Source organism: Kitasatospora sp. NPDC093679 (genome assembly GCF_040683455.1).
GTDB classification, from domain to species: Bacteria; Actinomycetota; Actinomycetes; order Streptomycetales; family Streptomycetaceae; genus Kitasatospora; species Kitasatospora arboriphila.
In genome coordinates, this window is record NZ_JBFBDW010000093.1 from 1 (window position 1) to 13288 (window position 13288).

The 13288-nt window shown below is 72.6% G+C and carries 13 protein-coding genes; 4 read left to right on the plus strand and 9 right to left on the minus strand.

The window, feature by feature from the left end; translation table 11 throughout:
* The coding region (locus tag AB0O09_RS37755) for an acyl-CoA dehydrogenase family protein (protein WP_363520437.1) at positions 1 to 138 on the minus strand (138 nt) is incomplete at its 3' end.
* Positions 139 to 254: 116 nt separating this feature from the next.
* A complete protein-coding gene (locus AB0O09_RS37760; RefSeq protein WP_363550100.1) occupies positions 255 to 1445 on the minus strand; it encodes an LCP family protein in 1191 nt (396 codons plus the stop codon).
* Positions 1446 to 1610: 165 nt separating this feature from the next.
* Here AB0O09_RS37760 and AB0O09_RS37765 point away from each other — a divergent pair, with 165 nt between their 5' ends.
* Together AB0O09_RS37765 and AB0O09_RS37770 are read left to right on the plus strand one after the other, a co-directional pair.
* Entirely contained in the window at positions 1611 to 2954 is a 1344-nt protein-coding gene (locus tag AB0O09_RS37765; RefSeq protein WP_363550103.1) for a UDP-glucose/GDP-mannose dehydrogenase family protein, read from the plus strand.
* 28 nt (positions 2955 to 2982) lie between these two features.
* Complete coding sequence (locus AB0O09_RS37770) at positions 2983 to 3390, plus strand: CoA-binding protein (RefSeq protein WP_359978915.1); 408 nt, start codon at positions 2983 to 2985, stop codon at positions 3388 to 3390.
* Between the two features lie 25 nt (positions 3391 to 3415).
* On the opposite strand, the gene AB0O09_RS37775 is transcribed toward AB0O09_RS37770, so the two are convergent.
* From AB0O09_RS37775 to AB0O09_RS37790, 4 genes are all read right to left on the minus strand, one after another.
* Positions 3416 to 4246 (minus strand): MerR family transcriptional regulator, encoded by an 831-nt coding sequence (locus tag AB0O09_RS37775; RefSeq protein WP_363550106.1) that lies wholly within the window; start codon positions 4244 to 4246, stop codon positions 3416 to 3418.
* A 25-nt stretch (positions 4247 to 4271) separates the two neighbouring features.
* The gene (locus AB0O09_RS37780; RefSeq protein WP_363550109.1) at positions 4272 to 5468 is read right to left on the minus strand and encodes a dipeptidase; all 1197 of its coding nucleotides are present in this window, start codon (positions 5466 to 5468) and stop codon (positions 4272 to 4274) included.
* 65 nt (positions 5469 to 5533) lie between these two features.
* Complete coding sequence (gene purE, locus AB0O09_RS37785; RefSeq protein ID WP_363550112.1) at positions 5534 to 6049, minus strand: 5-(carboxyamino)imidazole ribonucleotide mutase; 516 nt, start codon at positions 6047 to 6049, stop codon at positions 5534 to 5536.
* Positions 6046 to 7137, minus strand: coding sequence for a 5-(carboxyamino)imidazole ribonucleotide synthase (locus tag AB0O09_RS37790; RefSeq protein WP_363550127.1), 1092 nt, complete (start codon positions 7135 to 7137; stop codon positions 6046 to 6048). Before AB0O09_RS37790 ends, purE begins: the two co-directional genes overlap by 4 nt.
* A 274-nt stretch (positions 7138 to 7411) precedes the next feature.
* Here AB0O09_RS37790 and AB0O09_RS37795 point away from each other — a divergent pair, with 274 nt between their 5' ends.
* Positions 7412 to 7948 carry a GtrA family protein gene (locus AB0O09_RS37795; protein WP_363550115.1) on the plus strand — a complete coding sequence of 179 codons (537 nt, stop codon included), beginning with the start codon at positions 7412 to 7414 and terminating at the stop codon, positions 7946 to 7948.
* An 18-nt stretch (positions 7949 to 7966) separates the two neighbouring features.
* Here AB0O09_RS37795 and AB0O09_RS37800 read toward each other — a convergent pair whose 3' ends face one another.
* Together AB0O09_RS37800 and AB0O09_RS37805 are read right to left on the minus strand one after the other, a co-directional pair.
* Positions 7967 to 9235 carry an ATP-binding protein gene (locus tag AB0O09_RS37800; protein ID WP_363550118.1) on the minus strand — a complete coding sequence of 423 codons (1269 nt, stop codon included), beginning with the start codon at positions 9233 to 9235 and terminating at the stop codon, positions 7967 to 7969.
* 58 nt (positions 9236 to 9293) lie between these two features.
* Entirely contained in the window at positions 9294 to 9968 is a 675-nt protein-coding gene (locus tag AB0O09_RS37805) for a response regulator transcription factor (protein WP_030263072.1), read from the minus strand.
* Between the two features lie 328 nt (positions 9969 to 10296).
* On the opposite strand from AB0O09_RS37805, the gene AB0O09_RS37810 reads away from it, so the two are divergent.
* Positions 10297 to 11802: an oligopeptide:H+ symporter gene (locus AB0O09_RS37810; RefSeq protein ID WP_363550121.1), complete on the plus strand. Its 1506-nt coding sequence runs from the start codon at positions 10297 to 10299 to the stop codon at positions 11800 to 11802.
* A 225-nt stretch (positions 11803 to 12027) separates the two neighbouring features.
* Here AB0O09_RS37810 and hutI read toward each other — a convergent pair whose 3' ends face one another.
* Positions 12028 to 13227, minus strand: a complete 1200-nt coding sequence (hutI, locus tag AB0O09_RS37815) for an imidazolonepropionase (protein WP_363550124.1) — start codon at positions 13225 to 13227, stop codon at positions 12028 to 12030.
* Positions 13228 to 13288 lie beyond the last annotated feature (61 nt).

Here is a 13288-nt window from a genome sequence, read left to right on the forward strand (position 1 = left end):
GAAACGGCCCTGCTCGTCGACCTCGGCCGCGAACGGGGCGATCTTCGCCTCGGCCAGCGACCGCACCGCGTCACGGAGCATGTCGTGCTCCTCGGCCAACCGGAAGAGGTCGAAATCCGCTCCGGAATTGCCCGCCATCTGCCTCGCCCCTAGCATGGTTAGTTACCGTTAAGTAGCTGTATCACCACTCATTCTAGGCGCGCCCCGCGATCCCCCGGCAGCGTGACATGCGCAACAGGCGGCCGCCGCACGGCTCACCGCACGCTGTCGCCGAGGGTGTCGCTGGTGGTGCTGTGCTCGGCCAGGTACTGGTCCATGCGGTCGTTGCGGACCGCCTCCCAGAGCGTGGTCGCGGCCGCCCGGTCGAGCAGCACCACGGACTGCCCGTCCACGCTGTCGAAGCCGCCGAAGGGGGCGTTCATGAAGCGCACGCCGTCCGGGCGCAGCCCGCGCAGGCTCCAGGCGAGCTCGTAGAGGTCGGTGTTGCTGAGCCGGTCGTCCACGCTGACCACCTCGCCGACGGCCTGCAGCAGGCCGGTGAGCCGGGCCGGGCTGCCGAGGGTGCCGGCGTCCATGGTCTGGATCATCAGGGCGCGCAGGAAGTTCTGCTGGCGCTTGCTGCGATCCAGGTCCCCGTTGGGCAGTCCGTACCGCTCGCGGACGTAGAGCAGTGCCTGCGCGCCGTCCATGTGGTGGGTGCCGGCGTCCCACCGGCGGGCCTCGCCGCGGCCCTCGATGGTCTGCGGAACGGTGATGTCGACCCCGCCGACCGCGTCGGTCAGCGCCCGGAAGCCGTTCCAGTCGATCACCGCGATGTGGTCGATGCGGATGCCGGTGAGGTTCTGAACCGTCTCGACCATCAGTGACGGCCCGCCCCAGGAGTAGGCCGCGTTGATCTTCGCCTTCCCGTGGCCGGGGACGTCCACCAGGGTGTCGCGGGCGAGCGAGATGATCGACGCGCTCCTCCGGTCGGCCGCTATGTGCAGCAGCATCATGGTGTCGCTGCGCTGCGCGCCGGCCTTCCAGGCGGGCGCCTTCGCCTCCTTGCCGGTGGTGGCCACGTCGGAACGGGCGTCCAGGCCGACCAGCAGGAAGGTGGTGCCGGCGTTCGGCACGGCCGCCGGCTGCCTGTCGACCGGCAGGGTGGGGAAGGCCCCGGGGATCCGGTCCACCGAGGACGCGTAGTGGTCCACCGTCCAGTAGGCGGCGCCCGCCCCGCCGAACAGCAGGCCGAGCAGCGCCGCCAGCGTCCAGACCAGCACCCGGCGGGTGCGGCGCCTGCGCCGGTCCTCGCCGTCCCCGGACGGCGGGGCGCCGTCGGCGGCCCCCTCGTCCCCGTCGTCCGCCCCGTCCGACCCGTCCGACCCGTCCGACCGCACGCCCTCGAAGAGGCTCAGCGGTGCCGGGCGCTCCCCCGCCGCCTCGTCGCGCTCCCTCGCTGCCATGCGCGCATTGTGCCGCCCTGCGCGTCCCCGCGGGCCCGGGTCGGGATTTCGGCAACCGCGCCGTTATCGACGGGGTTCGCCGCGCGCCCGGCCCCGGCTACCATCAGTGGCTGCGGCCGCCGGTCACCCCGGGCGGCCCGGCAACCTGGACTGAAGGGGAAGCACGTGGCCCTCCGCATCACGGTGATCGGCACCGGTTACCTCGGCGCGACGCACGCCGCCTGCATGGCGGAGCTCGGCTTCGAGGTGCTCGGCCTGGACATCGACCCGGAGAAGATAGCGTCGCTCGCCGCGGGCCGGGTGCCGATGTACGAGCCGGGCCTCGCCGAGCTGCTGGTCAAGCACGTGCCCGGCCACGAGGGCTCGACCGGCCGGCTGCGCTTCACCCCCTCGTACGAGGAGGTGGCCGAGTTCGGCGACGTCCACTTCATCTGCACCAACACCCCGCAGAAGAAGGGCGAGTTCGCCGCCGACATGAGCTATGTCGACAGCGCCCTCGACTCGCTGGCCGTCCACCTGACCCGGCCGACCCTGGTGGTCGGCAAGTCGACCGTGCCGGTCGGCAGCGCGAGCCGGCTGGCCGAGCGGCTGGCCGCCCTGGCGCCGGTCGGCGAGCAGGCCGAGCTGGCCTGGAACCCGGAGTTCCTCCGGGAGGGCTTCGCGGTCGGCGACACCCTGCACCCGGACCGGCTGGTGGTCGGCGTGCGCAGCGAGCGCGCCGAGCAGCTGCTGCGCGAGGTGTACGCGACGCCGGTCTCCGAGGGCGTGCCCTTCGTGGTGACCGACTTCCCGACGGCCGAGCTGGTCAAGGCCGCCGCGAACTCCTTCCTGGCCACCAAGATCTCGTTCATCAACGCGATGGCCGAGGTCTGCGAGTCGGCCGGCGCGGACGTCGTCCAGCTGTCCAAGGCGCTCTCCTACGACGCCAGGATCGGCGGCAGGTTCCTCAACGCCGGCCTCGGCTTCGGCGGCGGCTGCCTGCCCAAGGACATCCGGGCGTTCATGGCCCGGGCCGGCGAGCTGGGCGCGGACCAGGCGCTGACCTTCCTGCGCGAGGTCGACTCGATCAACATGCGGCGCCGCTCGCGGATGGTCGAGCTCGCCCGCGAGCAGTGCGGCGGCGGCTTCCTGGGCCGCCGGGTGGCCGTGCTCGGCGCGGCCTTCAAGCCGAACTCCGACGACATCCGGGACTCCCCCGCGCTGAACGTCGCCGGGCAGATCCAGCTGCAGGGCGCCCAGGTCACCGTGTACGACCCCAAGGCGATGGACAACGCCCGCAAGATGTTCCCCAGCCTGTCCTACGCGGACTCCGCGCTGGAGGCCGTTCAGGGCGCCCACGTGGTGCTGCACCTGACGGAGTGGCAGGAGTTCCGCGAGCTCGACCCGACGGAGGCCGGCGCGCTGGTCGCCGAGCGGCGGATCCTGGACGGCCGGAACGTGCTGGACGCGGCCGCCTGGCGGGCCGCCGGCTGGACCTACCGGGCGATGGGCCGGCCCGGCGCGGAATGACCGCGGCCCGGCACGGGTTGTCCCCGGCATGACGTACGGAGACGAGGCGACGGTCCGCAGGATCCTCCGGGAGTCCGGCGACACCTGGGCGGTGGTCGGCCTGTCCACCAACACCCGGCGGGCGGCGTACGGCGTCGCCCGGGTGCTGCAGCGGGCCGGCAAGCGCGTGGTGCCGGTGCACCCGAAGGCCGAGACGGTGCTCGGCGAGCAGGGCTACGCCACGCTCGCCGACATCCCCTTCCCGGTCGACGTGGTCGACGTGTTCGTGAACAGCGGCCTGGCCGGCGAGGTCGCCGACCAGGCCGTCGCGGTGGGCGCCAAGGCGGTCTGGTTCCAGCTGGACGTGGTGGACGAGGCCGCCTGGGAGCGGACCAGGGCCGCCGGGCTCGACATGGTCATGGACAAGTGCCCGGCCATCGAGCTGCCGCTGCTCTGACCCGCCGCCCCCGGCGGCCGGTCCGCTACTCCACCGGCACCGCGATGTCGCAGACCGGCTCGCCGTCCGCGGCGGCGGCCCAGTCCGCGAAGTAGACCTCGCGCGGCGCCGACACCACGGTGCGGTCCCCGGCCTTCGCCCACTCGAAGACCGCGTCGTAGGCCGACAGGATCTGCGGGTAGGCCACCTGTGCCTTGGTGACGGTGGTGTACGCCTCGCGGTGCGCCGGCTCCGTCCGGTGCGCGTGCGCGACGCCGTCCGCCTGCGCGGCGGCGACCGGCACGCAGACCTCGACCGGCCCGTCGCTGTCCTCGTTGACCTCGCCGTGGTAGACCACGAACGGCGCCGCGGCCACCCCGCCGTACTCCCCGGCGGCCGCGACCAGCCGCCCGGTCGCCTCGGGGATCCACACCGGCAGGTCCTCCGGCCGGGCGTGCCGCTGCTCGGTGAGCACCAGCTGCTCCGGGACCTCGCGCTCCTCGATCCGGTACATGTCCGATCTCCCTTCGTCTCCTGCCAGTCGGATGCGCAGGTGCGAAGCCAGCTCGCGCTGCGCCGCGATCCGGTGCTCGACCGACTCCCAGTACGCGGCCACCAGTTCGGCGGCCCGCGGACCGGGCGCGGCCAGCACCTCGGCCACGGTCGCGAGCGGCATGTCCAGCCCGCGCAGCCGGACGATCAGCCGGGCCGCCTGCAGCCGGTCCTCCCGGTAGTACCGGTAGCCGGTGACCGGGTCGACCCGGTCGGGCGGCAACAGGCCCTGCCGGTCGTACAACCGCAGCGCCTTGGCCGAGAGCCGGGCGCGGCGGGCGAACGCGCCGATGCCGAGCAGTGCTTCGTCCTCCACGTCGCCCACGCTCCCGTCTGCCCCAGGGGCAAGGTCAACCCCGGCCGTCCAACTGCTCCCGGGTGGCGATGGACGGGCCGCGGACGGCCTGCAGCCGACGGGCCGCCTCCTCCGCCCCGCGCAGCACCCGGACGGCGTTGTGCCAGGTCAGCTTGGACAGGTCGGCCTCGGACCAGCCGCGGCCGAGGAGTTCGGCGATCAGGTTCGGGTAGCCGGCGACGTCGTCCAGCCCGGCCGGGACGAAGGCGGTGCCGTCGAAGTCGCCGCCGATGCCGATGTGGTCGATCCCGGCGACCTCCCGCATGTGGTCGAGGTGGTCGGCGACCGTGGCCGGGGTGGCCACCGGCCGCGGGTGGGCGGCCTCGTAGGCGCGCTGGCAGTCCATCGCGGCGGGCGTGGTCTCCAGTGCGTGGAAGCCGTGCGCGCGCATGTTCTCGTCCGCGGCCAGCGTCCACTCGATCGCGGCGGGCAGCACGAACTTCGGCACGAAGGTGGCCATCGCCAGGCCGCCGTTGGCGGGCAGCGCGGCGAGCACGTCGTCCGGGACGTTGCGCGGGTGGTCGCAGACGGCGCGCGCGGAGGAGTGCGAGAAGATCACCGGCGCCTCGGAGACCCGGAGCGCGTCCCGCATGGTGTCGGCGGAGGTGTGCGAGAGGTCGACCAGCATGCCGAGCCGGTTCATCTCGCGGACGACCTCCTCGCCGAAGGCGGTCAGCCCGCCCGCGGCCGGCACATCGGTGGCGGAGTCCGCCCACGGCACGTTGTCGTTGTGGGTGAGCGTCAGGTACCGCACGCCCAGGGTGTGCAGGGCACGCAGGGTGGCCAGCGAGCTGTCGATCGAATGCCCGCCCTCGGCGCCCATCAGCGAGGCGATCCGGCCCTCGGCGCGGGCCGCCTCCATGTCGTCCGCGGTCAGCGCGAGGCGCAGCACCCCGGGGTAGCGCGCGGTCAGGGCGTGCACGAAGTCGATCTGCTCCAGGGTGGCGCTGACCGCCCGGTCGCCGGCGAAGTCGCTGCGCACGTACACCGACCAGAACTGCGCACCGACCCCGCCGGCGCGGAGCCGGCCGAGGTCGGTGTGCAGACGGGCGCTCTGGTCGGCCGCCAGGTCGAGCGCGTCCAGGTCGTAGCCGACCTGGGAGCGCATCGCCCAGGGGAGGTCGTTGTGCCCGTCCACCACTGGGGTGTCGCGGAGCACGGCGCGGGCGCGGTCGAGCAGTTCAGGGGTCATCCCCCCGTTCTACACCGGCGCGCCCGCCCGGCCCGGGCGATCACAGCCCGGGCCGGCCGAGGGGCTCAGCCCTGGCCGCCCGCGCGGGCGCGGAGCTTCTTGCCCTTCTCGGTGGCCTGGGCGTTCAGCTCGGCCTGGAAGTCCACCATCCGCTCGGCGAGCTCCGGGTCGAAGGCGGCGAGCATCCGCACGGCCAGCAGGCCGGCGTTGCGGGCGCCGGCGATCGACACGGTGGCCACCGGCACGCCGGCGGGCATCTGCACGATCGACATCAGGCTGTCCATGCCGTCCAGGTACTTCAGCGGCACCGGGACGCCGATGACCGGCAGCGGCGTGACGGAGGCCAGCATGCCGGGGAGGTGGGCGGCGCCGCCGGCCCCGGCGATGATCGCCTTCAGCCCGCGGGCGTGCGCCTGCTCGCCGTACGCCACCATCTCGCGCGGCATGCGGTGGGCGGAGACGACGTCCACCTCGAAGGGGACCTCGAACTCGGCCAGCGCCTGCGCGGCGGCCTCCATCACGGGCCAGTCGGAGTCCGAGCCCATGACGATGCCGACGAGCGGAGCCTCGGGGTTGGTCATTCGGTGATCGTTCCTCGCAGGTAGGCGGCCGCGTGGCGGGCGCGCTCACGGACGTCGTCGAGGTCGTCCCCGACGACGTTGACGTGGCCGACCTTGCGGCCCGGCTTCACGTCCTTGCCGTACATGTGGATCTTGAGGCCGGGGTCGCGGGCCATGCAGTGCAGGAAGGCGTGGTACATGTCCGGGTAGTCGCCGCCGAGCACGTTGACCATGACCGTCCACGGGGCGCGCGGGCGCGGGTCGCCGAGCGGCAGGTCGAGGACGGCCCGCAGGTGGTTCTCGAACTGCGAGGTGACCGAACCGTCCTGGGACCAGTGGCCGGAGTTGTGCGGGCGCATCGCCAGCTCGTTGACGAGGATGCGGCCGTCCCGGGTCTGGAACAGCTCCACCGCGAGGTGGCCGGTGATGTCCAGCTCGCCGGCGATCCGCAGCGCGAGCTGCTGGGCCTCGGCGGCGAGCTCCGGGGCGAGGTCCGGCGCGGGCGCGGTGACCTCGGCGCAGACGCCGTTCTCCTGGACGCTCTCCACCACCGGGTAGGCGACGGCCTGGCCGCTGGGCGAGCGGACGACGTTCGCGGCCAGCTCGCGCAGGAAGTCGACCTTCTCCTCGGCCAGCACCGGAACGCCGGCCAGGAACGGCGCGGCGGCCTCGGCCTCGTCGGCGACGACCCAGACGCCCTTGCCGTCGTAGCCGCCGCGGACGGTCTTGAGGACGACCGGGTAGCCGGCGCCCTCCTTGGCGAAGGCGGTCACGTCGGCCGGGTCGGCGACGATCCGGTGGCGCGGGCAGGGCACGCCGATCGCGTCCAGCTTCGCCCGCATCACGCCCTTGTCCTGGGCGTTCACCAGGGCGTCCGGGCCGGGCCGGACGGCCACGCCGTCGGCCTGCAGCGCCCGCAGGTGCTCGGTCGGCACGTGCTCGTGGTCGAAGGTGATCACGTCGCAGCCGGCGGCGAAGCGACGCAGCGTCTCCAGGTCCCGGTAGTCACCGAGGACCACGTCGGACACCACCTGCGCCGCGGAGTCCTGCGGGGTGTCGGCGAGGAGCCGGAAACGGATGCCGAGCGGGATGCCGGCCTGGTGCGCCATGCGCGCCAGCTGTCCGCCACCGATCACGCCGACCACTGGAAATTTTGCACTGCCCGCGAAAGTCACGCTGCCCAGGATATCCGGGCCGGTCGGAGCCGGTGCACCGGTGGTTCACGGGGGACGCGAGGGCGACCGGGCGCCGATGGGGCCCGTGGGAGCGAGTAGCCTGGTGGCCCGGGCCTTCGCCACGCACGTGCGTACACGAGGCGCCCCTTCGCGCTGCGCCCGCGCGGGCACCGCTCGTCCTCCCGTACGTCACTCAGGAGACACCCGGATGACCACGACCACCGCGACCCAGCCTTCGTTGGTGCAGCGCCTGCGCGGCATGTCCGGCGAGATGATCAAGTTCGGCGTCGTCGGGCTGAGCGGCGTGGTGGTCAACTTCCTGGTCTTCTGGGTCTGCATCAACGGGCTGAACCTCGCCTCGCTGCGCTCCAACGTGGCGGCGACCCTGGTGGCCATCGCCACCAACTACCTCGGCTACCGGTACTGGCTCTACAAGGACCGCGACGCGGCCTCCCGCAAGCGCGAGATCACGCTCTTCCTGGTGTTCAGCGGCGCCGGCATGCTGATCGAGACCGGCGTGCTCGGCTTCTCGGTCTACGTGCTGGGCCTGGACACGCACGTGGAGCAGATCGCCGCCAAGGTGGCCGGTCTGGCGGTCGGCACGGTCTTCCGCTTCGTCTCCTACCGCACCTGGGTGTTCAAGGCGATGCCGGAGCTGGCCGGGCCCGAGGCCGCGGCCGAGCCCGGGGTGGTCACCGAGGCAGAACTGCTGCTGGCCGCCGAGGAACCGCACTACGTGAAGTGACGCCCGGCCCGGCCGCGCTCAGCGCCGCGGCTCGACGGCCTCCTCGTCCTCGTCCCGGCCGCTGCCGAGGAAGAGCGCGAACACCGGGGGCCTGAGCGAGAGCAGCTCCAGGCGGGCGCCGTCCGCCTCCGCGAGGTCGCGGGCGACGGCCAGGCCGATGCCGGTGGAGTTGCGTCCGCTGACCGCCCGCTCGAAGACCCGGTTGCCGAGCTCGGGCGGGACGCCCGGGCCCTCGTCCTGCACCTCGGCCACGACCGACGAGCCGGTGCGGCGGACCCGCAGGGTGATGTCGCCGCCGCCGTGCATCAGCGAGTTCTCGATCAGCGTGGCCATCACCTGGGCCACCGTGCCGGGCGTGCCGATCACCTTGGTGCCGCGCATGCCCTCCATCAGCAGCCGGCGGCCGGCCGCCCGCAACGGGGCGCTCCACTCCTCGACCTGCTGCTTGAGCACCTCGTCGAGGTCGAAGGTGACGGCGGTCGGGCTGGCCGGGTCCCGCTGGTTGGTGAGCAGCCGCTGCACGACGTCGGTGAGGCGCTCCACCTGCTGGAGGGCGATCGTCGCCTCCTCCTTGACGGTGTCCGGCTCCTCGGCGAGCGCGGTGATCTCCTCCAGCCGCATGGACAGCGCGGTGAGCGGGGTGCGGAGCTGGTGCGAGGCGTCGGCGGCGAGCCGGCGCTCGGCGGTGAGCATCCGGGCGATCCGCACCGCGCTGACGTCCAGCACCTCGGCGATCCGGTCGAGTTCGGGCACGCCGTAGCGGCGGTCGCGGGGGCGGGGGTCGCCGGACCCGAGGCGCTCGGCGGTCTCGGCGAGTTCGGTGAGCGGGCGGGCCAGGCGCTTGGCCTGCCAGACCGCGAGGGCCACCGCGGCCTGGACGGCGAGCAGGGCGACCACGCCGAGCAGCAGCAGCATGTTGCCGATCTCGTGGTCGACGTCCTCGCGGGACTGCTGGACGGTCACCGTCTCCCCGCTGGCGCCCTCCTCGGTGGCGGTCAGCGCCGGGCCGTCGACCGGGCGGCCGGCCGCGATCAGCGGCTGCCCGGGGATGTCGACGGTGACGAAGGAGCCGTCGGTGACCTGGGCGGCGAACTTCTCGCCGGTCACCGGCTCGCCCGCGGCGAGCCGGTTCTCGACCAGGCCGAGGACCCGGACGGCGGCGGCGTCGACCCGGTCCTCGGCGGCGTTGACGATGCTCTGCTTCTCGATGAGCGCCAGCGGGACGCAGAACACCGCGACCACCACCAGGACGACGCCCAGCAGCGAGTTGATCATTCTGCGCTTCACGCCGGGGAACGCCTTCGCTCAGGTCGGTGGTTCGGGTGCTGCCGCGGTGCGGCCGGGGTCAGTTCTTCTCGAACCGGAAGCCGACGCCGCGGACGGTGGCGATGTAGCGCGGGTTCGCGGCGTCGTCGCCGAGCTTCTTGCGCAGCCAGGAGATGTGCATGTCCAGGGTCTTGGTGGACGTCCACCAGGTGGTGTCCCAGACCTGGCGCATGATCTCCTCGCGGGTGACCACCCGGCCGGCGTCCCGCACCAGGACCCGCAGCAGCTCGAACTCCTTGGCGGAGAGGGTGAGCTCCTCCTCGCCGAGCCAGGCGCGGTGCGACTCGATGTCGATCTTGACGCCGTGGGCGCCGGTGGTGAGCTGGTCCACGTTGCCGCGGCGCAGCAGCGCCCGGACGCGGGCCAGCAGCTCGGCCAGCCGGAAGGGCTTGGTGACGTAGTCGTCGGCGCCGGCGTCGAGGCCGACCACCGTGTCCACCTCGTCGGCCCGGGCGGTGAGCACCAGCACGGGGCAGCTGCGGCCGTCGGCACGCAGCCTGCGGCAGACCTCCAGGCCGTCCATCTCGGGCAGGCCGAGGTCCAGGACGATCAGGTCGACGTCCTCGGCGAGGCCCGCGGCCAGCGCGGCCGGCCCGTCCTCGCGCACGAGCACGTCGTACCCCTCGCGACGGAGCGCGCGGGCCAGCGGTTCGGAGATTGCCGGGTCGTCCTCGGCCAGCAGCACACAGGTCATGGGGGTGATGGTAGTCCGCTCCGGTGATCGCAAGGTGCTGTGAACTGTTTCACAGAGCCGTGATCGTTACCTTTGGCCCGCCATGTCCGCGCCGAGAACCGCTTCGGAGGGTGACGATCGGAGATTCTGTCATTCGATCTTCGTTTCGAAGGAATAATTTCCGAGTTACCATCGAATGGGCGACCTGTAGTCGCGAGGACTTTACTCGGACAATACCGACGCCCGTGCACTTGTCATCAAATGTCATGCCATCACCCCCGTACAGTGGTCCGGTCCCCGCCCGCCAACACCCCTCGGCGGACGAACACAGGCAAGGAACCCACCACACATGGCGACTACCACCCTGGACGCCGGCATCCGCCAGGCCCCTTCCAGTGGCAAGACCTTCTTCGGGCACCCCCGAGGGCTCGCCACCCTCTTCATGACCGAGATGTGGGAGCGCTTCAGCTTCTACGGCATGCGTGCCCTGCTGGTGCTCTACATGACGGCCGCCACCACCGAGGGCGGCCTCGGCATGAAGATCGCCGTGGCCACGGCGGTCTACAGCGTCTACAACGCGATGGTGTACCTGCTCGCCCTGCCGGGCGGCTGGATCGCCGACCGCTTCCTCGGCGCCCGCAAGACCGTGGCGCTCGGCGGCACGATCATCATGATCGGCCACTTCCTGCTGGCCGTGCCGTTCCCGGCCTCGTTCTTCACCGGCCTCGGCTTCATCGCGCTCGGCTCCGGCCTGCTCAAGGCCAACATCTCGACGATGGTCGGCCACCTGTACGACGGCCCGAACGACCCGCGTCGCGACGGCGGCTTCACGATCTTCTACATGGGCATCAACCTCGGTGCCTTCGCCGCCCCGCTGGTCATCGGCACCGTCGGCCAGAGCGTCAACTGGCACCTGGGCTTCGCCCTCGCCGGCGTCGGCATGGCGCTCGGCCTCGGCCAGTTCCTGCTCGGCACCCGCCACCTGGCCGCCGCCAGCGACGTCGTGACCGCCCCGATGCCGGCCGACGAGAAGCGCGCGGTCCTCCGCAAGGCCGGCCTGTGGCTGGCCGTCGCGGTCGCGTTCTACGCCGTCGTCGTCCTGAGCGGCCGCTTCACCATCGACTGGGCGATCTGGCCGCTGTCGATCGCGGGCATCGCGATCCCGGTGTTCGTCTTCGCCCGGGTCAAGCGCGACAAGGACCTCGACGAGGCCGAGCAGTCCAAGATGAGCGGCTACATCTGGTTCTTCGTGGCCGCCGCCGTGTTCTGGATGATCTACGACCAGTCCGGCTCCACCCTGAGCGTCTTCGCCGACGACAGCACCGCCTCCACGCTGTTCGGGTTCGCGTTCCCGTCCAGCTGGTTCCAGTCGCTGAACCCGCTCTACATCATGGCGCTGGCCCCGGTCTTCGCCTGGCTCTGGGTGGCGCTCTCGCGCCGCGGCAAGAACCCCAGCACCACCATGAAGTTCGCCATCGGCCTGCTGATGATCGGCGCCTCCTTCCTGGTCATGATGCTGGCGATGGCCGCCGCCGCGGGCGGCGTCAAGGTCACCCCGCTGTGGCTGGCCGTGGTCTACCTGGTCCAGACGGTCGGTGAGCTGACCCTCTCCCCCGTCGGCCTCTCCGTCACCACCAAGCTGGCCCCGGCGAAGTACGCCAGCCAGATGATGGGCGTCTGGTTCCTCGCCGTCACCGCCGGTGACTGCGTGGCCGCCATCGTCCAGCTGGTGCTGGGCGACGCCACCGGCACCACCTGGTACTTCGCCGTCCAGGGCGTGGCCGCGATCGTCGCCGGCCTCGGCCTCGCGATGTACCGCAAGAAGGTGGTCCGCCTCATGGGCGACGTGCACTGACGCACCCGGCGCGACGCAGCGGCCCGGCACGGATCATCCGTGCCGGGCCGCTGCCGTCCCCGCCGACCGGCGGGGTGCACCGGGTGCGGAATCCCCCCGGTCGGCGGTTGTCCCGGGCCGGGCGAACCGGAAAAAATGGACCCGACCAGGGCACAACCCTGCACGGAACGAGGGAGGGCGCGGATCGCGCCCTCCCTTTCCGTGCCCGCCGGTGACCTGCGGGCCTCAGACCTCGCGCACGCCGTTGCGCCACACCGCCGCCGTCAGCGGCACACCCGGGCGGTAGGCCAGGTGCACGTGCGAGGGGGCGTCCAGCAGCAGCAGGTCCGCGCGGGCGCCCACGGTGACGGTGCCGACGTCCGTCCGGCGCAGCGCCCGGGCGCCGGTGGCGGTGGCCGCGAACACCGCCTCGTCCGGGGTCATCCCCATCTCGCGCACCGCGACCGCGATGCAGAAGGCCATCGAGCTGGTGAAGCTCGACCCCGGGTTGCAGTCGGTGGACAGGGCCACCGCGGCGCCCGCGTCCAGCAGCCTGCGGGCGTTCGGGTACTCGGCGCGGGTGGAGAACTCGGCGCCGGGCAGCAGCGTCGCCACGGTCTCCGAGCCGGCCAGGGCGGCCACGTCCTCGTCGGTCAGGTGGGTGCAGTGGTCGGCGGACGCCGCCCCCAGCTCCACGGCGAGCTGCACGCCCGGGCCGTACGACAGCTGGTTGGCGTGCACCCGCGGCACCAGGCCGCGGGCCGCGCCCGCGGTGAGGACGGCACGTGCCTGGTCGCCGTCGAAGGCGCCGCGCTCGCAGAAGACGTCCACCCACTTGGCGTGCGGGGCGCAGGCGTCCAGCATCTCGCCGGTCACCAGCTCCACGTAGCCGGCCGGGTCGTCCGCGAACTCGGGCGCCACCACGTGCGCGCCGAGGTAGGTGGTCTCCGGCGTGTGCCGGGCGGCGATCCGCAGCGCCCTCGCCTCGTCCTCGACGGTCAGGCCGTAGCCGGACTTGCACTCCACCGTGGTGGTGCCCTGGCGCAGCGCCTCGCGCAGGAAGCGGGCGAGGTTGGCGTCCAGCTCCGCGTCGGAGGCGGCCCGGGTGGCGGCCACGGTCGTCCGGATGCCGCCGGCCGAGTACGACTGGCCGGACATCCGGGCGTTGAACTCGGCGGTGCGGTCGCCGGCGAAGACCAGGTGGGAGTGCGAGTCGACGAAGCCGGGGAGCAGGGCGCGGCCGGCCGCGTCGAAGCGGTCGTCCGCGGCGGGGGCGGCGACCGCCGGTCCGACCCAGGCGATGCTGTCGCCGTCCACCACGACGGCCGCGTCCTCGACCAGCCCCAGCGGGCCCGCGCCGAGCCCGGGGTCGTTGGTGACCAGACTGCCGATGCCGGTGATGAGGGTGCTCAACGTTCGTCCTTTCGAGGTCGGTCTGGCATGCACTGCAGGGCAGCGGCACCAGGGGCGCGTGGGGGCACCTCCCAGCCTCCGGCCGGGAGGTGCC